Source organism: Chryseobacterium sp. 22543, assembly GCF_052044565.1.
Classification (GTDB): Bacteria; Bacteroidota; Bacteroidia; order Flavobacteriales; family Weeksellaceae; genus Chryseobacterium.
In genome coordinates this window covers 176617-201386 of record NZ_JBQENH010000004.1, presented here as the reverse complement: position 1 = coordinate 201386, position 24770 = coordinate 176617, and the positions used below count along the sequence as shown (strand labels likewise).

At 35.7% G+C, this 24770-nt stretch carries 16 protein-coding genes; 11 read left to right on the top strand and 5 right to left on the bottom strand.

The window, feature by feature from the left end; genetic code table 11:
- Window positions 1–2 precede the first annotated feature (2 nt).
- The 5 genes from ACTJIP_RS15330 to ACTJIP_RS15310 form a co-directional block, all read right to left on the bottom strand.
- Entirely contained in the window at window positions 3–1256 is a 1254-nt protein-coding gene (locus ACTJIP_RS15330) for an ABC transporter ATP-binding protein (RefSeq protein WP_077413520.1), read from the bottom strand.
- Between the two features lie 34 nt (window positions 1257–1290).
- Window positions 1291–2139, bottom strand: coding sequence for an ABC transporter permease (locus tag ACTJIP_RS15325; RefSeq protein WP_077413521.1), 849 nt, complete (start codon window positions 2137–2139; stop codon window positions 1291–1293).
- 174 nt (window positions 2140–2313) lie between these two features.
- Window positions 2314–3177 (bottom strand): glucose-1-phosphate thymidylyltransferase RfbA, encoded by an 864-nt coding sequence (rfbA, locus tag ACTJIP_RS15320; RefSeq protein WP_077413522.1) that lies wholly within the window; start codon window positions 3175–3177, stop codon window positions 2314–2316.
- Window positions 3178–3266: 89 nt separating this feature from the next.
- The gene (rfbB, locus tag ACTJIP_RS15315) at window positions 3267–4346 is read right to left on the bottom strand and encodes a dTDP-glucose 4,6-dehydratase (RefSeq protein ID WP_180565011.1); all 1080 of its coding nucleotides are present in this window, start codon (window positions 4344–4346) and stop codon (window positions 3267–3269) included.
- Window positions 4347–4350: 4 nt separating this feature from the next.
- The gene (locus ACTJIP_RS15310; RefSeq protein WP_219072087.1) at window positions 4351–5664 is read right to left on the bottom strand and encodes a UDP-glucose dehydrogenase family protein; all 1314 of its coding nucleotides are present in this window, start codon (window positions 5662–5664) and stop codon (window positions 4351–4353) included.
- 215 nt (window positions 5665–5879) lie between these two features.
- Between ACTJIP_RS15310 and rimP the strand changes: the two genes are divergently transcribed.
- The 11 genes from rimP (at window position 5880) to pckA (ending at window position 24707) form a co-directional block, all read left to right on the top strand.
- The gene (gene rimP, locus ACTJIP_RS15305; RefSeq protein WP_077413525.1) at window positions 5880–6347 is read left to right on the top strand and encodes a ribosome assembly cofactor RimP; all 468 of its coding nucleotides are present in this window, start codon (window positions 5880–5882) and stop codon (window positions 6345–6347) included.
- Window positions 6348–6363: 16 nt separating this feature from the next.
- Window positions 6364–7599, top strand: coding sequence for a transcription termination factor NusA (nusA, locus tag ACTJIP_RS15300; protein WP_047097519.1), 1236 nt, complete (start codon window positions 6364–6366; stop codon window positions 7597–7599).
- Between the two features lie 76 nt (window positions 7600–7675).
- Entirely contained in the window at window positions 7676–10669 is a 2994-nt protein-coding gene (infB, locus tag ACTJIP_RS15295; protein WP_180565012.1) for a translation initiation factor IF-2, read from the top strand.
- Window positions 10670–10974: 305 nt separating this feature from the next.
- Window positions 10975–13821, top strand: a complete 2847-nt coding sequence (locus tag ACTJIP_RS15290) for a SusC/RagA family TonB-linked outer membrane protein (protein WP_077413527.1) — start codon at window positions 10975–10977, stop codon at window positions 13819–13821.
- 12 nt (window positions 13822–13833) lie between these two features.
- Window positions 13834–15465, top strand: coding sequence for a RagB/SusD family nutrient uptake outer membrane protein (locus ACTJIP_RS15285; RefSeq protein WP_077413528.1), 1632 nt, complete (start codon window positions 13834–13836; stop codon window positions 15463–15465).
- Between the two features lie 92 nt (window positions 15466–15557).
- On the top strand, window positions 15558–17495 hold the full coding sequence (locus tag ACTJIP_RS15280) for a putative porin (RefSeq protein WP_440704810.1): 1938 nt from the start codon (window positions 15558–15560) through the stop codon (window positions 17493–17495).
- Between the two features lie 12 nt (window positions 17496–17507).
- Window positions 17508–19094 carry a bacillithiol biosynthesis cysteine-adding enzyme BshC gene (bshC, locus tag ACTJIP_RS15275; RefSeq protein WP_440704809.1) on the top strand — a complete coding sequence of 529 codons (1587 nt, stop codon included), beginning with the start codon at window positions 17508–17510 and terminating at the stop codon, window positions 19092–19094.
- A 38-nt stretch (window positions 19095–19132) separates the two neighbouring features.
- Entirely contained in the window at window positions 19133–21100 is a 1968-nt protein-coding gene (locus ACTJIP_RS15270; protein ID WP_440704808.1) for a LysM peptidoglycan-binding domain-containing protein, read from the top strand.
- 71 nt (window positions 21101–21171) lie between these two features.
- Window positions 21172–22047, top strand: a complete 876-nt coding sequence (gene fabD / locus ACTJIP_RS15265; RefSeq protein ID WP_440704807.1) for an ACP S-malonyltransferase — start codon at window positions 21172–21174, stop codon at window positions 22045–22047.
- Between the two features lie 10 nt (window positions 22048–22057).
- Window positions 22058–22963, top strand: coding sequence for a GYDIA family GHMP kinase (locus tag ACTJIP_RS15260; RefSeq protein ID WP_440704806.1), 906 nt, complete (start codon window positions 22058–22060; stop codon window positions 22961–22963).
- Between the two features lie 127 nt (window positions 22964–23090).
- A complete protein-coding gene (gene pckA, locus ACTJIP_RS15255; RefSeq protein WP_077413534.1) occupies window positions 23091–24707 on the top strand; it encodes a phosphoenolpyruvate carboxykinase (ATP) in 1617 nt (538 codons plus the stop codon).
- Window positions 24708–24770: the final 63 nt, after the last annotated feature.

Here is a 24770-nt window from a genome sequence, read left to right as displayed (position 1 = left end):
ATTTATTTTACGATGTAATTAAAATCAGGTCTGATAATTCCGGGTAATACATTGATATTTTTACCCATTTTTACATTTTCAACTTCAAAACCTATTATTTCGTTGGCTACAAAAAGAGGGATTCTTTGATCTTCTCCAAACATGAGTTTGAAATAATAATTACCCGTATTGAGTAAGTGTGGTGGGATTTCGAATTCTACAACATATTCTTTTTTCTGAGAATCATTTTGAGTAGTAATGGGAGCCCCTGTATGGAAAACTACCGCTTCTTCATATGTTCTCAGCTCAAAAGTTGTATCAATATTGATATTTTCTTTGAAATTATAAAATCTAAGAAGGATTTTAATCCCTGATTCTATATCTAAAAACTGTCCTTTTGTAGGTTTAACAGAAAATTCTAATATTTTGATATTTTCATTTCCTAAAGCTGTTTCCAACGGCCCTTCATGAAGGTAAATTGATTGCTTCTCAGAGCTTTTCTGATATTCTGCAATGGTATCTAAAATACCTCCGCTATATGTTAACTGCCCTTGGTGAAGTAAAATTCCGGATGAACAAAGCTCTTTTATTGCAGTCATATTATGGCTTACAAATAAGATGGTTCTTCCTTCTCCTTTGGTGACATCATTCATCTTTCCAAGGCATTTTTTCTGAAAGTCTGCATCACCCACTGCTAAAACCTCGTCAACGATTAAAATCTCAGATTCTAAGTGAGCTGCTACAGCAAACGCAAGGCGAACATACATTCCCGAAGAATATCTTTTAACAGGAGTATCAATATATCTCTCAACACCAGAAAAATCTACAATTTCATCAAATTTTCTCTTGATTTCTTTTCTTGTCATTCCTAAAATAGCACCATTGAGAAAAACATTTTCCCGTCCTGTCATTTCAGGATGAAATCCTGTTCCTACTTCCAATAGAGAAGCAATTCTTCCATTGGTATAAATCTTACCTGTCGTAGGTTTTGTAACTTTACTTAAAACCTTTAACAGTGTTGATTTTCCTGCACCGTTTCTTCCGATAATTCCTACAGCATCTCCCTTTTCGATTTCAAAATCGATATCACGGAGAGACCATACATATTCAGAGTCTCCCTTGGTTGTTCTGTCATTGGTTTCTCCAATTTTCAAATAAGGATCTTCCTTTCCTCTTATTTTATACCAGAACCTGTTGAGATCATGAGACAGTGTTCCTGTACCGACTTGTCCCAGACGGTATTGTTTAGATATGTTTTCTGCTTTTAAAGCTAGCATGTTTTTTTAATTTAAATTTTTAAACAGGAAATAATTACACCGTATCCATAAAGGTTTTTTCAACTTTATTGAATACAACAATTCCTATCATCAAAAGGATAAGAATAATAATAGTACTAATTCCCAGCATAGCGGGAGAAAAGTCTCCAACACCGATCCAAGCGTATTTAAAACATTCAAAAATACCGGTTAAGGGGTTGTAATATGCTAATTTTTTGAAGAATCCTGGTAATGAGGAGGCAGGATATATTACTGGAGTTGCATACATATACAAGCTTACCCCAAAACCTAATAGCATTGCCAAATCTTTATATTTCGTAGTGAGTGAAGAAAATATCATTCCAACACCTAATGCAAAAAGAGCCATCAGGAATATAAGAAAAGGGGTTGCAAGAATCCAGATGTTAGGATGGGCTTCTCCTTTATAGTAATAATAAGCCCACGCAAGGATGAATAGAATAAACTGTACTCCAAACCTCATAAGGTTAGAGATGACGATTGACAATGGGGTAACCAGTCTTGGAAAATATACTTTTCCGAAAATTCCGGCATTTCCTGTAAAAGTGGAGGATGTAGCCAGTAAAGAGGCAGAAAAATAATTCCAAAGAGTAACGCCGGCCAGATAAAAAAGAAGAGGTGGTGCTCCATCTGTTGGGAGTTTCGCAATTCTTCCAAAAATAACCAGATATACGATGGTTGTTAGAATGGGATTGATAAAAAACCATATAGGTCCTAAAATAGTCTGCTTAAAACTGGATATAAAATCTCTCTTTACAAACATATAGACAAGATCTTTGTATTTCCAGACTTCTTTTAGCTTCAAGTCAAATAACGAATGATTTGCACCAATCGTCTCAGTCCACTTCTGTTGTGGTTCATTCATCTGTGTAAGTTTTTGCAAATTTATAATAATTAATTCTTACCGTATCTTTTCGTTTATAAATTTTCATGATAAATAAAACTAAAAATCAACAACTAATATATTGATAATTGATGGTATGAACAAAAACTATTGGCCATAAAGCCAATAGTCTATGATTTTTATAAATTATTTTTGTTATTTCCCGATAAGTTGTTTCAGATATTCACCATAGCCGCTTTTGCCATATTTTACCGCAGTTTCAAGCAGTTTTTCTTCATTAATGAATTTATTCCTGAACGCTATTTCTTCAATACAGCCGATTTTAAACCCTTGTCTTTTTTCTATAACACTTACAAATTCTGAAGCGTCATGAAGAGAGTCAAAAGTTCCGGTGTCCAGCCATGCAGTACCTCTGTCAAGAACTGCAACCTCAAGCTTTTCATTTTTTAAATAGACGTTGTTGATATCAGTAATTTCCAACTCGCCTCTTGCAGAAGGCTTGATGTTTTTAGCAATTTCTACCACATCGTTATCATAAAAATAAAGACCCGGTACTGCATAATTTGACTTAGGATTTATAGGTTTTTCTTCAATAGAAACTGCCTTTAAATCTTTATCAAATTCTACAACCCCATATCTTTCGGGGTCAGCAACGTGATAGGCAAAAACAACTCCTCCATTCGGGTTGGTTTTATTTTTCAGTAAAGTTCCCATTTCGGAACCGTAGAAAATATTATCACCTAATACCAGTGCAGCAGAATCATTGCCGATAAACTGGTCTCCCAAAATAAATGCCTGCGCTAAACCATCAGGGCTTGGCTGTACAACATATTCTATATTACAGCCAATTTGAGAACCATCTCCCAAAAGTTTGATAAACCCGGCCTGGTCGTGTGGGGTAGTAATGATTAGGATATCCTTGATTCCGGCTAAAAGAAGTGTGGAAAGCGGATAATAGATCATTGGTTTGTCATAAACAGGCATCAGCTGCTTGCTTACGGCAATGGTTAGAGGGTAAAGTCTTGTTCCGGAACCTCCGGCTAATATTATTCCTTTCATTTGGTGGTGCGTATTACGCTTATTTCTTTTGTGTTATAAATTGATTTTATTTTGCTATTTCTGGATTGTCCCTTCAATAGCTAAGACCTTTAGCTGTATTGTTTGTTGTAGTAATCCTGATAATTTCCTGAAGTTACATTTTCAAGCCATTCTTTATTTTCAAGATACCAGTCAATCGTTTTTCCCAGCCCTTCTTCAAAAGTTACCGAAGGTTTCCAGCCTAAGTCCTTATTTAGTTTCGTGGCATCAATAGCATAGCGCTTGTCATGGCCAGGTCTGTCCTTTACAAAAGTGATCAGTTTTTCAGAATAGCCTTCCGGTTTTTCTAGTTTAGCATCCATTTGCTTGATCAGTTCTTTTACAAGATCAATATTCTGCCACTCATTGAATCCTCCGATATTGTAAGTCTCACCAGTTTTTGCTTCATTGAAAATCTGATGAATTGCTTTGGCGTGATCAATTACAAATAACCAGTCTCTCGTATATTTCCCATCACCATAAATAGGAAGAGGTCTTTCGTTGATAATATTTGAGATGCAAAGAGGAATAAGTTTTTCCGGAAAATGATTGGGTCCATAATTGTTTGAACAATTAGAAACGATGAACGGCATTCCGTAAGTATTTCCATAAGCTCTTACCAAATGATCAGAAGCTGCTTTTGAAGCAGAATATGGAGATTGAGGGTCGTATGAAGTTGTTTCTAAAAAGAATCCGGTTTCACCCAAACTTCCATATACTTCATCAGTGGAAATATGGTAGAAAAGGTTGGTTCTTTTTTCATCCGGGAATCTGCCATGGGTGTGGTCAGGGTTTAATGTCCAGAACTCTTTACAAAGATTCAGAAGATTGGCTGTTCCGTTTACATTGGTGTTAATAAACGCCATTGGATCTGTAATACTTCTGTCTACATGACTTTCTGCCGCCAAATGTACTACAGCATCGGGATTATATTTTTCAAAAACCTTTCTGAGTTCTTCCGGGTTTGTGATGTCTGCTTTTTCGAAAACGTAATTGGGTTCATTTTCAATGTCCTTTAAGTTTTCAAGATTTCCGGCGTAGGTGAGGGCATCAAGATTGATGATCTTTGTATCCGGATTGTTTTTTACAAATTCTCTTACAACATGGGAGCCGATGAATCCGGCACCTCCTGTAATGATAATGTTTTTCATTTATTTATTTTGAGATGGTCTTTCTTCCTATACTTTTATAATGAAATCCGTTTTGTTCAGGGATTTCCAATGGATACATATTTCTGCCGTCGAAAATGGCTTTGTTTTTCATTTTTTTAGCCATAAGCTCAAAATTAGGATTTTTAAACTCCGGCCATTCGGTGGCGATAAATAATGCATCAACGCCTTCCAATGCGTCATACATTCCTTTGGCATATTGTATTTTGCTGCCAAGGAGTTTCTGGACATTGCTTTCGGCAACGGCGTCATAAGCTATAATCTCTGCGCCCTTTTCTAATAAAAGAGCAATGTTGTCTAAAGATGAAGCCTCTCTGATATCATCTGTATTTGCTTTGAAGGCAAGTCCCCACATGGCAATTTTCTTTCCTTTTATAGTACCACCGAAATACTTTTCGATTTCAGACACTAAAATTACTTTTTGTGTGGTGTTTACATTTTCAGTAGCTTCCAGGATCTGGAAATTAAAATCTTCCTGTTTCCCGGATTTGATAAGAGCTTTTACATCTTTAGGAAAACAGCTTCCTCCATATCCGATTCCCGGGAATAAGAATCTATGCCCAATTCTGTCATCACTACCCATTCCCAGTCTTACCTTATCTACATCTGCACCTACTTTTTCGCAGTAGTTTGCAATTTCGTTCATAAAGGTAATCTTTACGGCTAAAAATGAGTTCGCAGCATATTTTGTAAGCTCCGATGATTTCTCATCCATAAAGATGATTGGAATTCCCGTATTGGTAAAAGGCTGGTAGATTTTAGACATGATGTCTTTTGCTTTTTCTGAGCTGGCACCTACAACTACTCTTGAGGGATTCATAGAGTCTTCAACGGCAAAACCTTCTCTTAAAAATTCAGGATTTGAAACTACATCAAAAGGGAGGTTTGTTTTGGAAGCGATTGTTTCTCTTACCCTGTCCGCTGTTCCTACGGGAACAGTACTTTTATTGACAACAACTTTGTATTCTGTCATCATCTCACCAATGTTGTTGGCTACCTGAAGTACATAAGATAAATCTGCAGAACCGTCTTCTCCCGGAGGAGTTGGTAATGCCAGATATATGACTTCGCTTTTATCTAAGGCTTCTTTAAGATCGGTGGTGAAAAATAATCTTTCAGACTGAATGTTTCTTAAAAACATCTCTTCAAGGTTAGGCTCATAGATGGGAACAATGCCGTTTTTCAAACCTTCTACTTTTTTTTCATCAATATCAACACAGTATACTGAATTGCCAAGTTCTGCCAGAGTAGTTCCTGTAACTAGCCCCACATAACCTGTTCCTACAATCGTTATATTCAAAATGTTTGTTTTTAAATTCTAAAGACAAAAGTAATAAAAATCCTGTGACATATTCTTTTAATTTATTGTAAATGAATCTGTCGCTATTTGCTTGATACTTAAGATAATTTTGTATTTTTGGAAAAAATGCGTATATTTGCAATGGATTTACGGGAAAAAATGGGAAGGCTTCGGAAGAAAGCCTTTTTTCGTACTGTAAATCAAGATAAAATTATATGGAGTTTAGAAAAAGAATTGACGAATTGTTAAATGAATTCCTTGAGACCAGAAAAGATCTGTTTCTTATTGATCTTAAAATTTCTGCAGGGGATGATATTACAGTGATTTTAGATGGTGATAACGGAGTTTCGCTGCAGGACTGCCTTGATGCAAGCCGTGCAATAGAATTCAATATGGATCGTGAAGAGCATGACTTCAGTCTTCAGGTGATGTCTGCGGGATTGAGCGAACCATTATCCACACCAAGACAGTTCGGTAAAAACATTGGAAGAGAGATTGAGGTAATGCTGGAAGATTCTTCCAAAATAGAAGGAGAATTGTCAAAAGTAGATGATGAAAAGATCACGCTTACTTTGCGTTATCGTAAGCCGAAAGATATCGGAAAAGGAAAAGTAGATGTAGAAGAGGAGAAGGAGATTCCTTACTCCGAAATCAAGAAAGCATTAGTAGTAATTAAATTTTAAAAAGAAAAAAGAATAGATGGATAATATAGCGTTGATTGAATCCTTTGGTGATTTTAAAGACGAAAAGGGGATCAGTAAAATTGATCTTATGGCAATTATTGAAGATTCACTGAAGACTCTTTTGAGAAAAAGATTTGATTCGGATGATCATTTTGATGTGATTGTAAACCCAGATAAAGGAGATTTTCAGATATTTTTAAATAAAACAATTGTAGAGGACGAAATGTCTGAAGATGATGATTTGGAAATTGAAATTTCTGAAGCAAAGAAGATTGATCCTACCTTTGAAGTAGGTGAGGACTTTACAATGGAAATTCCTGTTGCACAGTTGGGAAGAAGAAATATTCTTACCCTTAAGCAGATTCTGGCTACAAAACTTCAGGAGCACAATAATGCAATGCTGTACGAGCAGTTTAGAGATAAAATTGGGGAAATAGTTGTAGGAGAAATCCACCATATCCGTCATAAGCACGTGATTTTGCTGGATGATGAAGGAAATGAATTTATTTTACCAAAAGAAAACCAGATCCCATCCGATTTCTTTAAAAAGGGTGAGAATATCAGAGCTATTGTTGAAACAGTAGACTTTAAAGGTTCTAAACCACAGATTATTATTTCCAGAACTGCACCTAAATTCCTTGAGAAATTATTAGAGCTGGAAATTCCTGAGATCCAGGACGGAACAATTATGCTGAAAAAGGTAGTAAGAATTCCTGGTGAAAAGGCGAAGATTGCAGTAGATGCTTATGATGACAGAATTGATCCGGTAGGTGCCTGTGTAGGTGTTAAAGGATCCAGAATTCATGGGGTTGTAAGAGAGTTGAGAAATGAGAACATCGATGTTATTCAGTGGTCTAAAAACCCTGAAATTTTGGTGAAGAGAGCTTTAGGAAATGTTACTGTCAATAAAATTGACATCAATGAGGATCAAAACTATGCATTAGTATATACTCCTGTTGAAGAGATTTCTAAAGTAATTGGAAAACAAGGACAGAATATTAGACTGGCTTCTTGGTTGTCAGGATATGAAATTGATGTATACAGAGAGTCCAGCGAGGATGACGATGTTGAATTGAGAGAATTTAATGACGATATCGAGCAGTGGATTTTGGATGAGTTTAAGAAAGTAGGACTTACAACTGCAAAATCAGTATTAGATAAAGAAACTGAAAGTCTTTTAAATATGGTAGACCTTGAAGAAGAAACAATCGAAGAGGTAAAACGTATTTTGAGAGAAGAATTTGAAGATTAAGATTTAAATAAATTTTAATAAACAGTAAAAAGGAAATACTTTAATTTTAAAAATTAAAAAACAGTAAATAATATAGATGCCAAAAATTAGATTAAATAAAGCGGTTAAGGAATTCAACATTTCGATGTCCAGATTAGTAGAGTTTTTACAATCAAAGGGTATTGAAGTTGAAAGCAATCCTAACGCTCAATTGGAAGAATCGGCATATTCTGCATTGGAGGCTGAGTTTGCTAAAGACGGCGAACAACGAAAGGCTTCCCATGAGGTGGTGATCACTAAAGTTCCGGAAGAAAAACTGGAAATTGAAGAGAAGAAAACCCCTGAAGTGATAAGAGCTAAAGCAAATAAACCAGAAACTAGAATTTTAGGTAAAATAGATCTAGAACCTAAGAAGCCTGAAGTTGAGGAAGCTCCTGCAGCTCCTGTGGCTCCTGTTGCAACACCGGTTGAAGAAAAGAAAGAAGAAATCGTGAAAGAAGAACAGCCGGAAGTAAAAGCAGCTCCTGAAAAACAGGAATTCAAAGTTTTGGATAAGATTGATTTGTCTCAAATAGAATCTAGAAACAGACCTGTGAAAAAAGACAAGCCAAAAATGGAGGAGAAAAAAGAAGAAGTGAAACCTGTGGAAACAGTAAAAGAAACTCCAAAACCAGCTGTTGTGGAGGAGAAAAAAGTGGAAACTCCAAAAGCGGCTGAGGCTGAACCTGAATCTCAGGAGCCTCAGAAAATTGAGACAGTATATCAGAAACTTGACGGTCCTAAGATCGTTGGAGAAAAGATCGACTTGACTCAATTTGCACCAAAACCAGGTTCTGGAGCAAAAAAGAAAAGAAAGAGAATTGAAAAACCTGGTGGCCAAAACAACCAACAAGGTCAGGGGAATAATCAAAACTCAGGAAATAATAACAACAACCAAGGTGGTCAAGGCCAAGGTGGAAACCGTCCGCATAACAACAATGGTGGACAGGGTGGCCAAGGTGGAAACCGTCAGGGTCAAGGTGGCCAAGGAAACCGTCCACAAGGTCAAGGTGGTCAAGGAGGAAACCGTTTTGGAAACAACCAAGGTGGAGGAAACCGTCCTCAAGGTCAAGGTGGTGGTGGCTTCAAGAAAGGAGGCCAGAACAATAGACCTGGACAAAGAGTTATGCCAGTTGAGCTGACTGACGAGCAAGTTAAGAACCAGATCAAAGAAACACTAGAAAAACTTACTAATAAAGGAGGTAAATCTAAATCTGCAAAACACAGAAAAGACAAAAGAACTTTCCGTAGAGAGCAGGATGAGCGTCAGCAGGAGCTTGAGGCACAAGACAGAACTCTTAAAGTAACAGAATTCATCACTGTAGGTGAATTGGCAAGTTTGATGAATGTTTCTCCAACTGAAGTAATTTCTGCTTGTTTCTCACTAGGTGTAATGGTTACCATGAACCAAAGACTTGAAGCTGATACTTTATTATTGGTAGCAGATGAGTTTGGTTATAAAATTGAATTCTCGGATGCTGACCTTGAAGAAAGTGACAGCGAAGATGAAATCGACAGTGAAGAAAGCTTAGTATCAAGAGCGCCAGTAGTTACTGTAATGGGACACGTTGACCACGGTAAAACTTCATTATTGGATTATGTTAGAAAAACTAACGTAATTGCAGGTGAATCTGGAGGTATTACTCAGCACATCGGTGCTTATAACGTGAAACTGGAAAACGGTCAGAGAATTACATTCTTAGATACTCCTGGTCACGAAGCCTTTACAGCAATGAGAGCGAGAGGTGCACAAATCACGGATATTGCAATTATTGTAATTGCTGCTGATGATGATGTAATGCCACAAACGAAAGAAGCAATTGCTCACGCCCAGGCTGCACAGGTACCAATGATTATTGCAATCAATAAAGTTGATAAGCCAAATGCAAACCCTGATAACATTCGTCAACAGCTTTCAGGCTTAAACCCTCCGGTTTTAGTTGAAGAATGGGGTGGAAATGTTCAGGCGCAGGAAATTTCAGCTAAGTTTGGTAATAATGTAGACGTATTATTGGAAAAAGTTTTATTACAGGCTGAAATGCTTGAACTAAAAGCGAATCCTGATCGTTCTGCAAATGGTGTTGTTATTGAAGCATCTTTAGATAAAGGTAGAGGATATGTTGCTACCATGTTAGTACAAACCGGAACATTAAGAGTAGGAGACTATGTAGTAGCTGGTAAAAATCATGGTAAAGTAAAAGCGTTACTTGATGAAAGAGGTAAAAACCTTAATGAAGCTGGACCTTCAATTCCTGCAACAATCTTAGGTTTAGATGGAGCGCCAACTGCTGGTGATAAATTCCGTGTATATGCTGACGAAAGTGAAGGTAAGGCTATTGCCAACAAGAGAGAACAGCTTCAGAGAGAACTTTCTATCAGAACGAAAAAACATACAACGCTTGAAGAATTAGGTAGACGTATTGCTTTAGGAGAATTCAAAGAATTGAATATTATTCTTAAAGGTGACGTGGATGGTTCTGTGGAAGCACTTTCTGATCAGTTACAAAGATTGTCAACAGAGGAGATCAGCGTAAAAATCCTTCACTCAGGTGTAGGACAGATTACGGAATCTGATATCAATTTAGCAGCAGCATCAGATGCGATTATCATTGGATTTAATGTAAGAGCAGGTGCTAATGCCAAAGAGCTTGCAGACCGTGAGGAAATTGAAATCAGAACCTACTCTGTAATCTATAAAGCAATAGATGAGGTAAAAGAAGCAATGGAAGGAATGCTTTCTCCGGAAATTCAGGAGCAGGTAATTGGTAATGTTGAAATCCGTGAGGTATTCAAGATTTCTAAGGTTGGTTCAATTGCCGGATGTATGGTTCTTACCGGAAAAGTTACAAGACAATCGAAAGTACGTCTGTTAAGAGATGGTATTGTTAAATTTGACGGTGAACTTGAAAGCTTGAAGCGTTTCAAAGACGATGTTAAAGAAGTCACAAAAGGCTACGAATGTGGTCTGAACCTGAAAGGTTATAATGATATCGAAATCGGAGATATTCTTGAAGTTTACGAAGAAGTAGCTGTTAAGAAGAAACTGAAATAAATATATCCTAAATATGTGAAAACCACTTTTTTATAAAGTGGTTTTTTTATTTTTAGCACCCGTCTAATTTATAATGATTCTAGATAATTTTTTTTAAATTATTAATAATTAGTTAAAGTGAATTTAGTTGATAAAAAAAATGTTTTTTATTAAATAAAAACTGTCTATTATTATTGAATCTTATTTGATTTACATAATTTTTGAATGAAACATTAAAAAAAACAAGTGTTTAAACATTAGTTTAATTTGTGGATGTTAATATTTATTAACATATTTGCTCATTAAATATATTAAAATTTGTTAATATGAATGTTAAACTAAGTGTATTAACGGCTGGTGTCTTGTTTTTTTCAGGACAAGCTGTATTTGCTCAAACTGACACGACTAAAAATACCAAACAAATTGAGGAGGTAGTTGTTTTAGGATATAGCAAAAAAAGTACTAAAGCTAAGTCTACTGCTGCATCAGTAACAATTGACTCTAAGGCTCTTGAGAATCGTCCAAATGTTTCGTTTATCAATTCTCTTCAAGGAAATGCTCCTGGTATTAGTATTAATTCAACTTCTGGATCTCCGGGTTCTGGAAAGATTAATGTTATGGTACGTGGTCTATCTTCAATCAATGCATCGACAGACCCTCTTTACGTTATTGATGGATTAATTACTTCTGCATCTCAATTTAGAAACTTGAATCCAGAGGATATTGATAATATCAGTATTCTAAAAGATGCACAAGCTACTGCTATCTATGGTAACAGAGGTGCTAATGGTGTTGTTGTTATCAATACCAAAAATGCCAGATACAATAGTGGATTAAGAGTAACATATGATATGCTTACTTCATTCTCTGTATTACCTAAAACTAAATACAATATGTTAGGTGCAAAAGATTTATTGAATCTGGAACACCAATATGGAGTTGGGGATGGTGGAGATATGACTCAAGATGAAATTAATGCTTGGAAAACTGATACAGATTGGAATAAGCAATTTTTCCAAACAGCTATGCTACAACAACATACATTGGGTATTAGTGCTGGAGGAAAAAATATTAATAATTATACATCTTTAGGATACTTAAATACTGATGGAACATTCAAGTCCACAGATTTCCAAAGATTTACTTTAAGAAATAACTTAAGTGGTAAATCAGATAATGGAAAGTTAACTTTCGGGATGCAATTAGCTGTGGGTTATTCTAAGCGTCATCAGCTAGATCAGGAAACCAATGATAATATTTCTGCAAATATTATTCAAAACCCATTATTTGGTTCTTTAAGAACACCAGGTTACCTAGAACCATATCCATTTATTAATGGACAGGATATGTTTAACCAGATTGGTGGAGCAGGATCAAATTACCCAGGTTGGGTTCTTGCTGATATTGTAAGAGGAGGAATTGTGAATTTGTTCACTGAGACTTCAGTACTAGCAAATGCAAACGTAAACTATAAAATTACAGATTGGTTATCTGTAGGAAACAGAACGGGTATGGACTTCAGAGAAAGTGATCGTACTTTTGCACGTAACCCTACAGGATATCTTTCCCTTGCTGCTAGAGCGGCAGGAGCTCAATATGGAGGTTTTGAGCAGATGACAAATACAAAAGATTTGACATTTAACTCTGTAACCAATATTACATTTGATAAAAAATTTGGCGAGCATTCATTAACAGTTGCAGCTTATTTAGATTATCTGAAAGCACATTATCTATTTAAAAGTAATCAACAAAATGGATTAGATCCATTTAACTGGGCATTTGGTGCGGGGACAGGATATATTCCATTTAATCCGGCAACACCATCTTTATATGTGCCACAAGTATCTGCAGGTAAAATTAATGCAGGAACGTTGGCTGTAATCGGAACATTAGAATATGATTATGCTGGTAAATATGGAGTTAGTGCAACAGTGAGAAGAGATGGATCTTATAGATTCCCTAAAGAGAATAGATGGGAAACATTTTGGTCAGTCGGAGGACGTTGGAATCTTGAAAAAGAAAGCTTCCTTGAAGGATCTACTGCAGTAAACATGTTAAAGCTTAGAGGATCTTATGGTACTACAGGTAACCAGAACTTAATACAACCAGCTAATAATGGTAACCCTCTATTTGTTGGCACAAACATCTATACCGATCTAATAGCTAGTAATACAGGGTATATGAACTCTGTAGGTTACAATGCTATTATAGGTAACCCAAATGTTAGATGGGAAAAAGTAAGCCAGGCTAATATTGGAGTAGATTTTGGTTTGTTTAGAAATTTTGTAGAAGGTACTGTTGATATCTATAGAAAAAAGACAGAAAGATTATTTAATTCTATTACATTATCAGCTGTTACAGGACAATATACAATCAATGGTAACAATGGAGAACTTGAAAATAAAGGTATTGAAGCATCATTAAAATTCAATATTCTGAAAAATAAGGACTATAGTGTGTCTATATTTGCAAATGGTGCTTATAACAAAAACAAGATTTTATCATTCGAAGGAGCGGATCTTTCAGATGATAATGTAAATGCTGCGGGAGGTCCTATCGGACAATGGAATCTGTATCATTATGTAGGTGTTAATCCAGCTACAGGTGAACAGCAATTCATTGGAAAAGACGGTCAGATGACAGAATCTCCTTCTCCAGATGATAAAGTATTAACTGGAAAGTCTTATGTTCCTAAATTTACTGGAGGATTTGGTGTAAATGCTAATTATAAAGGTTGGTTTGCTGATGTATTATTTAGCTACCAAGCTGGCGGATGGATGTATGATAACGTTTATTCTTGGTTAATGGATCCTAGTTCATTAGGTACTGGAGCAAATTTTGCCGGAGATATTTTAAACTCTTGGACTCCTGATAATACGAATACAAATATTCCAGCTTTAACTGCAAATAACTCAGGATTGGAAGGTTCTTCTGATAGATATCTTTTCAAAACTGACTTTATCCGTTTGAAGAATATAACTTTTGGATATAACTTTAGTAAGGATTTATTGAAAAATCTTCCAATTACTGGAATTAAAGTATTTGTTCAAGGGGAAAATTTAGCAACATTTACAAAATGGAAAGGATATGATCCGGAACCAATGTTTGCATATTCATTAGGTGTTTATCCAAATCCAAAAACGATTTCAGTAGGACTTAATGTGCAATTTTAATAATAAGTTGAAATGAAAAAATTAATTTTAAATATATCTATAATTGGTTCTGTTTTAGTTTCTTTAGGGACGTTACAGAGCTGTAATGATGCAATTGAGACGAATTTGCAGCCAGGAACGGTTGAAGATAATGGAGCTCCATTTAAAACTACCGATGCCCTATATAATTATATGATGGGGAACGTGTACGGGACATTAGAACCTCAGTACCCAATTCATGTTTCTGCAGTACTTTCAGATGAAGTGAAACCAGGAGCATCTAGTGGGGGACAAGAATTTCAGTTACACCGTTACTTTCTAACTTCACAAGAGCCTAGAGTTGCAGAAATTTGGCAAAATAATTACGCTGTAATTAACCACGTTAATCGTTTAATTAGAGGTTCTGCCGGAATAACACCTGTTAGTACAGCAGATGCTACAAGATTAAAACAAATTATAGCTCAGGCAAGAGCCATGAGAGCATACGCATATCTACAACTAGAATCACTATTTTCTCCAAATATGGCAGATCCTAATGCATTAGGGGTGATCTTAGTTAAAGACGTGCCGGATTTAAGTACAAAATTGCCAAGATCAAAGAATTCTGATATTTATACATTTATTGAGGAAGATTTAACAGCGGCTAGAAGTGTTCTAACAGCTGAAGGAACTAATCAGTATTTTATTGGTAAAAGTGCTGTTAATGCAATTTCTGCTAGATATTTCCTATATAAGGGAGATTATGCACAAGCTAAAACTTACGCACAAGCTGTAGTTTCATCTGCTGCTGCTGGAGGATTTGGATTGGCTATGGCTACACCTATTACATTTAATGATCCTAACGGTAATCCATATCCTATTGACAGCCCAGGGGCATGGCGTAATGATTTTTATGGACAATTATCTACAAACGTAGGAACTTCATTTAATCCTTATCGTAAGATGTGGGTTGATCAAAATAGAGGTGAATCTATCCTTTCTTTAGGGCGTATTGCACTAGGCGGAAATGGGTTAGCTATTGGTGCTGTTTGGAATACGAATAGTTCTTCACTTTCAGGTGCTCCAATGTGGTTCTGGGGAAGAAATTTATACAATTTATTTGTAAATGATTACTCTAATGGTGACATTAAATTCCTTACTAATAGAGATCCTTCTACTTCTCCTAACCCAAATTATGCTACTTTGTATCCTAATAACTTAGGTCAGACAAGATCTACGGACCGTTTAGTTGTTGATAAGTATCCTGGTAAAGTAGGAACTAATACCAGAAATGATATTAAGCTTTTCAGACTTTCAGAAATGTACTTTATTTTAGCTGAATGTGCAATTAACGATGGTCAACTTTCGACTGCTGCTGGTTACATCAAAAATGTAAGGGATGCAAGAAATTTTGTAGGACCTGTTGCAGCTCCGACTTATGGTAGTGCACAAACTGCATGGGCTGATGTTTTAAAGGAAAGACGTGTTGAGCTAGCTCTTGAAGGGCATCGTTATATTGACCTTAAGCGTCTAGCTGTTAAAGCTGGGACAAAAATGGATAGAAATAATACGGATGATATTGTCTTAACTTCTAATCTTGAGAATGGTGATTACAGATATACATTGCCGATCCCATTATCTGAAATTTCGGCAAATCCGACTGTTCAGCAAAACACAGGTTATTAATCATACAATAATCTATTGATATAGAACCCCTGCTCAAAGCAGGGGTTTTTTATGTCCTTTTATTTCTTATTTTTGCTGTACAATAATGAATAATGAAGTACATCCTTTTCATACTCTTCTCTTTAAGTTTTGTAGCCAGGGCTCAGGTCGTTAATAAAGCTGAGACCAAGCCTCAACCCAAAAAAGAAGACACTCTTGTGATAGATTCCGGGAAGAAAGATTCCCTGAAAATCTTTAAGCCTACTATTAATGATTACCAGTATCAGACTCAGTTTTCTGAAAAGAAAGTTTTTGATACCGTAATGACTTTTGATAAAACCTACATCTTTTCACAACAAAATAATAAAGATAACTTCGGTAGAGTACAGACTGCCAATATAGGATCTGGATTCAATCCTCTGGTATTTGAGGTGAATGATGAACAGAATCTTTCCTTACTGCCATCCAATAAATCTTATATGATTATTGGAGCAAATGATGTGAAATACTATGATGTAAAAACACCTACCGCTACATTTGTATACCATAATGCAATGCGAAACGGGGCGGCGCTAACCTCTACTTACACTCAAAATATTGGGAAAAGATTCAATTTTGCTCTTGAATATATGGGACTTCGCTCTCAGGGACTTTACAGAAACTCATTAGCGGCAAATAACAATACCTTATTTTCAGGTCATTATACTTCAAAAAGTGGAAACTATGAAATTTTCGCTCACTATCTTCACCAGAATGTAAACAATCAGGAAAGTGGAGGTATTACAGAAGATAATCTGTTTATGAATGGTGACAGTAATTACAGCAACAGACAAAATGCTCAGGTAAACCTGGCATCAAGCAGCTCACAGTTTTCTTACAGAAGATACTACCTGAGTCATCAGTTCAGCCCATTCAATTCCGGGAAATTTCCATTCAGTATAAGACATATTATTTCTCATCAGGGGAATAAATATTACTATAATCAAACAGCTTTGGAGCCTTATTGGTATGATGCTCCTACTGAGTTGGTTAACGGCTTTCCACTCACCACAAAAAAATATTCTGAAAACTTCAGCAATACAGTTAGCTTGATTTTTAATAATGAAAAATTCAAACTGGATGCTGGTGTGCGTTATCAGATGATCAAATTGGGAATAAGAGATGTTGTTGCCCTTAATGGCGTTCCTTTTCCTGGTGAGCTTAAAGAAAACAGAATCGGAGCTGTAGGAAATCTACAGGTAAAACTTTGGGATAAAATTCAATTGAACTCATTCCTGGAATTTTCAAACGGAAGCCAGTTTAAAAGCTACCTGAAAACAACCAATAATCTGAAGTTCGAACCTATTAAAGATTATTTCGTTAATGCTAAAGTAAATTTCCAAAGTGCCTATCCATCATTCAATTACTTATTGAATACTTCTGTTTACAATAATTTCAATTATTATCTTGAAAATGCAAAGAACCAGTCTGTAATGGAAGTGGGGGGAAGTATCAATTTGAAATGGTTTAAAACAGAGATTTTTGCCAATTATTTCAGAATAGATAACTATACTTATTTTGACAGCAATGGAAGCCCGAAACAAAGTAATAATTCTGTGAATATCTCTCAGATCGGAGGTGATGCTACATTCAGCTTCAACAAATTCCACCTGAATACAAGGGTGCATTTCCAAAATACTTTAACGAATAAAGAATTGCTTCCTATGCCAAGCTTTATTGGTAGAGCTAATTTCTTTTACCAGACACAAGCATTCAAAAAAGCAGCGGAAATTCAGGCAGGTATTAAAGTTTATTACTTCTCTAAATTTGCTTCAAGAGATTATTTCCCTGTTCTTAATGAATATATCCTTCCCAGAGCAGATTCATTTTCAATTGGAGGGCAGCCTATCGCCGATATCTATATCAATATGAAGGTGAAAAAAATGTTCTTTTTCATAGAAGGTCAGCAGATAGGAACTGTTATTTCCAATAACAAAGCATATGCATTTCCACATTATCCGGTATATGATTTCAGATTGAACATCGGAATTGTGTGGTATTTGTTCAACTAAAAACTGTACAGGTTGAAAACAATAAATAAAATATCATTCAACGATATAGAAAGCATTCCTCAATTGGTAAAAGATTTTTTAAATCAGAAAATTGGGGGTTTTGAAAATAATACATTTTCTTTAGATCATTTTAAACAACAGATTCATTTGAAAAAAGACTCTTTTTCATTAAGGAAGAGAGAAATTTTATCAGAGGTATTTGAAGACCAGCTTTCAAGTCTTTCCCTTTCTTCAAAACAGAGAGAAAATCTTGAGAATCTTAAACAGCCCAATACATTTACTATTACAACGGGACATCAGCTGAACCTGTTTTCGGGACCTGTTTTCTTTGTTTATAAAATTCTGCAGACCATAAAGACATGTACCTATCTGAAAGAAAATTTTCCGGATTTTAATTTTGTTCCGGTATATTGGATGGCTTCAGAAGATCATGATTTTGCTGAGATCAATCATTTTAAAACCGAGAATAATTATTATGAGACCAATGAGAAATCCGGTGGTCCGGTAGGAAGAATTGAGATCAGTGACACCTATTTTATTTCTGAATTTGAAAAAGAATTCAAAGATTCCATTTTTGGAACCGAGCTGATCTTAATGATGAAGGAAGCTTATAAAACAGGAAACACTTTAACGGACGCGATTAAGATTCTTGTCAACCGTCTTTTTTCAGAATTCGGACTTTTGATTCTGGATGGAGATTCTAAAGAACTTAAAAATCAGATGAAGGAGATCTTTAAAGATGAACTTCTTCATTTCAGTTTACAGAAAACATCTAAGAGTAAAGTAGATTTTCTGACGGAAAAATACGGGAAAGTTCAGGTAAATCCCCGTGAAATAAACCTTTTCTATTTTTCTGAAACCAGAGACAGAATTGAATTTAACGGACAGAAATACATTATCGTAGATAAAACGATTCAGTTTACAGAAGAAGAAATACTTGCTGAATTGGAAAATCATCCGGAAAAATTCAGTCCCAATGCTTTAATGCGTCCCGTGTATCAGGAAAATGTATTACCGAATCTGGCTTATATTGGAGGAAATGCTGAAATTATGTACTGGCTTGAACTTAAAGATTATTTTTCAAAAATTACTATTCCGTTCCCTATACTTATTCCAAGAAACTCGATGCTCTTCCTGAAAGAAAAAACATTAGGGAAAATTGAGAAACTGGATCTTAAAATAGAAGACTTTTTCCAGAATTTTACCGTACTCACCAATCATAAAATTTTAAAAGACAATCCGATTTTACAATTACTCAACGAGAAAGAGGATTTGCTGATCAGCAGTTTTTCAGCGTTGAGAGCTTCGGCAGAAACCACTGAGAAGTCATTTGGAAATATGGTGAAGGCAGAAGAAGTGAGACAATTGAAGTCTTTCAAAAGAATGAAAAAACGTCTGCTCCATGCTGAGAAAATAAAACAAAATGAGTTACTGGAAAGACTTGAAAATCTGTTTTTAGATGTTCATCCAGCTAAAACATGGCAAGAGAGAGTCTATAATTTTAGTGTATTCTTTTCAGATTATGGTTATTCGTGGCTTGAAAATTGTTTGGAAGAAATGGTGGTTCAAGATTCCAAATTAATAATTGTTGCCATTTAATTTTAAAGAAGTATTTTTGTAAATTATAATTATCGAATATGATAAAGAGGTTTTTTATTCTATCCAGTTTATGTATGGTTTTGGGAGTTTCAGCTCAGAAATCACATACGGTTGTGCAAGGTGATAATCCTTACAACATTGCCAAAAAGTATGGAATGACTGTAGATGAATTGCTGAAGCTAAACCCAAAACATAAAGATGGCAAGCTGGCTATCGGAGATGTTTTAACTATAAAATCAGAGAAAGCAGCCACTCCGGTTGTCACAAAAACAGCTCCAGTAGAAAAAGTAACTTCAAATACAAGTACTTCTTCCATGGGTAAAATTGTTTTGCAGCCAAAGCAAACGATCTATGGCATCACAAAACAATACAGAATTTCTGAAACTGATTTGAGAAAACTGAATCCTGACCTGGATTCCCACATGAAAATCGGAGATGAAATCACCTTACCTCTTGCAAGCATTAAAAAGTATGGTGGTACTCAACAAGCTGTGACAGTAGAAAAACATGCTGAAGCTCCTGTAGAAAAAACAATAACAACGATTACACCTACAGTTGTTACTACTTCTGTAGAGGGAGAATCCTATTTGATTCAGTCTAAAGATAATTATTACAGAATTACAAAACAATTTGGAATCAGCCAGCAGGATCTTTTTGCTTTAAATCCAGGATTGGAAGAAAAAGGACTTAAACCTGGTGAAACCATTAAAATAAAAACATCCAATAATAACACACATACTGATAGTGTTGCTGAGACCGCAAATCCAAAAGCAAAAATGGATTCTGGGAACGAAAAATCAACTACCTCTACCAATGTTGTTGCAGGAGATGATTATGTAACCTATACCGTTCAGCAGGGAGATACTGTATTTTCCATCGTGAATAAATTCGGTGTTTCTATAGATGAGCTTATTGCTCTTAACCCGGACCTTTCTCATGGGTTGAAAACCGGAATGGTTTTAAAGATCAAAAAACAGGATGCAGCATATAGTAAGAAAAATGGTGATGCCCTTAGTGTGATCCTAATGCTTCCATTCGGGTACAGCACAAACGAAACGCAGTACAGAGCAATGGCACTTGACTTTTTAACAGGAGCTAAGCTTGCTATTGAAAGGAATGTCAGAGGAGGACAGAAACTGGATGTCAAAATAGTAGATTCTGGAAATGAAGCATCATTCAAAAACTCTTTGACACAGATTAACCCTGATAATACAGATCTTATTATCGGACCTTTCTTTAAATCTAATGTAATTGATGTTCTTGATTTTACAAAAAATCAGAAAATCCCGATTGTAGCACCATTTGCCAACACTCCGGAATTATATAACTATAATAATCTTATTATCGTTGAAACCAACAATCAGACGTATGCTGATAAGATTGTAGAAGAAGTAAAAGGAATTTATTCTGACCAGAAAATATATGTAGTGGCAGATGCCAAAAAAGAAAATGCCAATTACATCAAAGCTGGGCTTGAAAAAGCTGTGAAAAATCCTAATATCATTATTGTCAACTCTCCGGCGGATATTCAGCCTGATCAGAATATGATGACAGGTCAGTCTGCACCGGTTATTGCTATTCTTGCTAATGATGATAATGCAGCAGGAGATGCTTTTGCCAACAGAATTATTGCTATTTCTAAGGAAGTACAGGGCGTGAAAGCGTTCAGTATGTTCTATTCTCCAACTTTTGAGAAAAAAGTTGATGAGCTGAGCCAGGCTAGTTTGGTCTATCTGATGGATAGAAAGATCAATACAGACGGTACCTTTGAAAAAGAAATACTGGCTGCTTACAAAAGCAAATACTGTAAAACTCCACCAAAATATGCTATCGTAGGTTTTGATGTTGTCAATGACATGTTAACCAGAGAGAATAAAAAAGGTGAAATCTTTAAACAGATGAATAAAGTTCAGACTCAGCTTGCTACAAAATTTGAGTTTGTAAAATCTAAAGCTAACGGTGCTTATGTAAACACGGGTTACAGAGTAATCAGACTGGTACCTTAACATGATTTATTGTTCTTTAAAAGAATATTGTTAACATTATAGTTATATTTGCATAATATTTAATTTAATACATGAAAGCACTTGTATTTCCAGGGCAGGGTTCTCAGTTCGTAGGAATGGGAAAAGAATTGTATGATTCTAGAAAAGATATTAAAGATCTGATGGAATCTGCCAATGAAATTTTAGGTTTCGACATTCTTTCCATTATGTTTAACGGAACGGACGCGGATCTTAAAAATACAGAGGTTACCCAGCCTTCAATATTTATACATTCAGTAGCAGCATTAAAAGCCGTAAACGGTCTTGGTGCTGAAATGGTTGCAGGACACTCTTTAGGAGAGTTTTCAGCATTGGTTGCCAACGGAGTTCTATCCTTTGATGACGGTTTGAAATTAGTTTCCGAAAGAGCAAAAGCTATGCAGGCTGCTTGTGATGCCAATCCAAGTTCTATGGCTGCTATTTTAGGATTAGATGATGCTAAGGTTGAAGAAATCTGTGCGCAAATCAGTGGAATTGTTGTTCCTGCAAATTATAACTGCCCGGGACAATTGGTGATCTCAGGAGAAACACCAGCAGTAGAAGAAGCTTGTGCAAAACTGAAAGAAGCAGGTGCTAAAAGAGCATTGTTACTACCAGTAAATGGAGCTTTCCATTCACCATTGATGCGGCCTGCACAAGAAAGACTGGCAGCAGCTATCGAAAAAACAAAATTCAGAAAAGCAACTATTCCTGTATATCAGAATATCACTACAACAGCGGTAACGAATCCTGACGAAATCAAACAAAACCTGATCGATCAGCTTACCGGTCCTGTAAAATGGACGCAGTCTGTTCAGAATATGATTAAAGATGGGGCATCCAACTTCGTAGAAGTAGGACCAGGAAAAACCCTTCAGGGACTGATCAAGAAAATTGACGGATCAGTAGATGCTGCTTCTGCAATCTAACTAAAAATATATGAACGCGATATTTTCACCGGGCAAGCTTATGCTTACTTCAGAATATTTCGCAATCGACGGAGCTCTTGTCTTAGCGGTACCTACCAAGCTGGGACAAGAGTTTTTCTTTGAAGAAAAAGAAGATGAGAGGTCACTTATTCTTTGGGAGGCTTATCATCAAAACAAATTATGGTTGAAGGCGGTCATTGATTATAAAAACTGGCAGGTCTTAGAAACCAATATTCCATCAAGCGCTGAATTTATTGTCAAAACATTAAAGAATGTTCAGAAGCTTTCTAATACTAAATTCAAATTCAATCTTACTTACCACTTAAAAACTAATCTTCAGTTTCCTGCAGACTATGGTCTTGGTAGCAGTTCTACTTTGATGAACAATCTTGCAGAATGGGCTGGGATTGATCCTTTTCATCTTAATGCAATTAGTTTAGGAGGAAGCGGATATGATATTGCAGTGGCAAAAGAAAAATCTGCAGTTCTATTTCAAAGCAAACCTGAGATTAAATATGAGAAGGTAAATTTCAATCCTTCATTTAAAAATGAGCTGATTTTTATTCATTTAAATCAGAAGCAGGATAGCAGAGAAGGGATCAACTTTTATAAATCAAAAAAGAAGTCTCCTGAATTGATTGAAGAATTTTCAAATATCACAAAAAAAATAATGTTATGCAGTGAATTGGAAAAATTTTCCGAATTAATGATGATTCATGAGCGTAAAATTGCTGATTTTCTTGAAATATCCACAGTTAAAGAAAAAATATTCTCAGATTGCCCTTCTTTTGTCAAAAGTTTAGGCGCATGGGGGGGAGATTTTGTAATGAGTGCCAAATTTGGGGACTACAAGAACTATTTTTGGGAGAAAGGTTTTACAACTATTTTTGAATGGGAAAATATAATTGATTTATAATCAAATCATTACGATCCTGTTTTTTTATTTGTCATTCTGACTTATATCAGTATATTTAAACCACCTTTAACAAATAATTAATATTATTTTTGTTGAAGTCAATAAAGAAATAGAAAATATAAGTAAAATGAAAAACACTAAAATCATCCAGGATTTAGAGAAATTAGGGATTAAAGGAAACTATGAAGTAGTGTACAATCCTTCTTATGAAGAATTATATCAGGCTGAAGTTTCTTCTGAAAATCAGGGATTTGAGAAAGCTGAACTTACAGAATCTGGCGCGGTATCAGTAAAAACAGGGATTTTCACAGGTCGTTCACCTAAAGACAGATATATTGTTCAGGATGATGTTACAAGAGATACAATTTTCTGGGATGGTAAAGTAAATTTACCTACATCAGCAGAAATTTTCGGTTCTTGTAAGGAACTAGTGATGAACCAGCTTTCTGAAGCTAAGAAGATTTATGTAGTAGATGCTTTTTGTGGAACAAATGCAGATACAAGACTTAAAGTAAGATTTATTGTTGAAGTAGCATGGCAGGCACATTTCGTGACAAACATGTTTATTCGTCCTTCTCACTACGAACTGGAAAACTTTGGTGAGCCGGATTTCACAGTAATCAACGGATCAAAAACAACAAACCCGAACTGGGAAGCTCAGGGATTAAACTCTGAGAACTTTATCATGTTCAACCTTACAGAAAAACTACAGATCATCGGAGGTACATGGTATGGAGGTGAAATGAAGAAAGGAATGTTTGCCATGATGAACTATTACCTTCCATTAAAAGGTATGGCTTCAATGCACTGTTCTGCAAACGTAGGAGAAAAAGGTGATGTTGCTTTATTCTTTGGTCTTTCAGGAACAGGTAAAACTACTTTATCGGCAGATCCTAAAAGATACCTTATCGGTGACGATGAGCACGGATGGGATAACAACGGAGTATTCAACTATGAGGGAGGATGCTACGCGAAAGTAATTGACTTATCAGAAGAAAAAGAACCGGATATTTTCAGAGCAATCAAGAGAGATGCACTTCTTGAAAACGTTGTAGTGAACAATGGAATAGCAGATTATACTGACGGATCTATCACAGAAAATACTAGGGTTTCTTATCCAATTTACCATATCAACAAAATTGTATTGCCTTCTAAAGCAGGTCATGCTAAGAAGATTGTTTATCTTTCTGCAGATGCATTCGGGGTACTTCCTCCGGTTTCCATCTTAAATGAAGATCAGGCTCAATACCACTTCCTTTGCGGTTATACATCTAAATTGGCCGGAACAGAAAGAGGAATCACAGAGCCTCAGCCATCTTTCTCACCTGCATTTGGTGAAGCATTCCTTACATTGCACCCAACAATGTATTCTAAAACATTGATCGGTAAAATGCAGGAGCACGGTGCTAAAGCTTATTTAGTAAACACAGGATGGAACGGTAGCGGAAAGAGAATTTCTCTGAAAGATACCAGAGCGATCATTGATGCAATCATTGACGGTTCTATTGATAATGCTCCTAAAACTCAGGTTCCAATCATGAACCTTGAAATTCCTACTGAGTTACCAAACGTTTCTACAGGTATTTTAGATCCTAGAGATACTTATGAGAACGCTTCAGACTGGGAAGAAAAAGCAAAAGATCTTGCTTCAAGATATATCAAAAACTTTGAGCAATACTGTGATACTGAAGAAGGTAAGAAATTAGTTGCTTCAGGACCTCAATTACAAGAACAAACTATCTAATAGTTATTTATAACATACAGAAAAGCCTCATCATCGATGAGGCTTTTTTATTTCTAATTTTTC

Coding starts and splice junctions, on each gene's coding strand:
- ACTJIP_RS15330 (WP_077413520.1), bottom strand. CDS start 1,256: ATGCTAGCTTTAAAAGCAGAAAACATATCTAAACAATACCGTCTGGGA.
- ACTJIP_RS15325 (WP_077413521.1), bottom strand. CDS start 2,139: ATGAATGAACCACAACAGAAGTGGACTGAGACGATTGGTGCAAATCAT.
- rfbA (WP_077413522.1), bottom strand. CDS start 3,177: ATGAAAGGAATAATATTAGCCGGAGGTTCCGGAACAAGACTTTACCCT.
- rfbB (WP_180565011.1), bottom strand. CDS start 4,346: ATGAAAAACATTATCATTACAGGAGGTGCCGGATTCATCGGCTCCCAT.
- rimP (WP_077413525.1), top strand. CDS start 5,880: ATGGAGTTTAGAAAAAGAATTGACGAATTGTTAAATGAATTCCTTGAG.
- nusA (WP_047097519.1), top strand. CDS start 6,364: ATGGATAATATAGCGTTGATTGAATCCTTTGGTGATTTTAAAGACGAA.
- infB (WP_180565012.1), top strand. CDS start 7,676: ATGCCAAAAATTAGATTAAATAAAGCGGTTAAGGAATTCAACATTTCG.
- ACTJIP_RS15290 (WP_077413527.1), top strand. CDS start 10,975: ATGAATGTTAAACTAAGTGTATTAACGGCTGGTGTCTTGTTTTTTTCA.
- ACTJIP_RS15285 (WP_077413528.1), top strand. CDS start 13,834: ATGAAAAAATTAATTTTAAATATATCTATAATTGGTTCTGTTTTAGTT.
- ACTJIP_RS15280 (WP_440704810.1), top strand. CDS start 15,558: ATGAAGTACATCCTTTTCATACTCTTCTCTTTAAGTTTTGTAGCCAGG.
- ACTJIP_RS15270 (WP_440704808.1), top strand. CDS start 19,133: ATGATAAAGAGGTTTTTTATTCTATCCAGTTTATGTATGGTTTTGGGA.
- fabD (WP_440704807.1), top strand. CDS start 21,172: ATGAAAGCACTTGTATTTCCAGGGCAGGGTTCTCAGTTCGTAGGAATG.
- ACTJIP_RS15260 (WP_440704806.1), top strand. CDS start 22,058: ATGAACGCGATATTTTCACCGGGCAAGCTTATGCTTACTTCAGAATAT.
- pckA (WP_077413534.1), top strand. CDS start 23,091: ATGAAAAACACTAAAATCATCCAGGATTTAGAGAAATTAGGGATTAAA.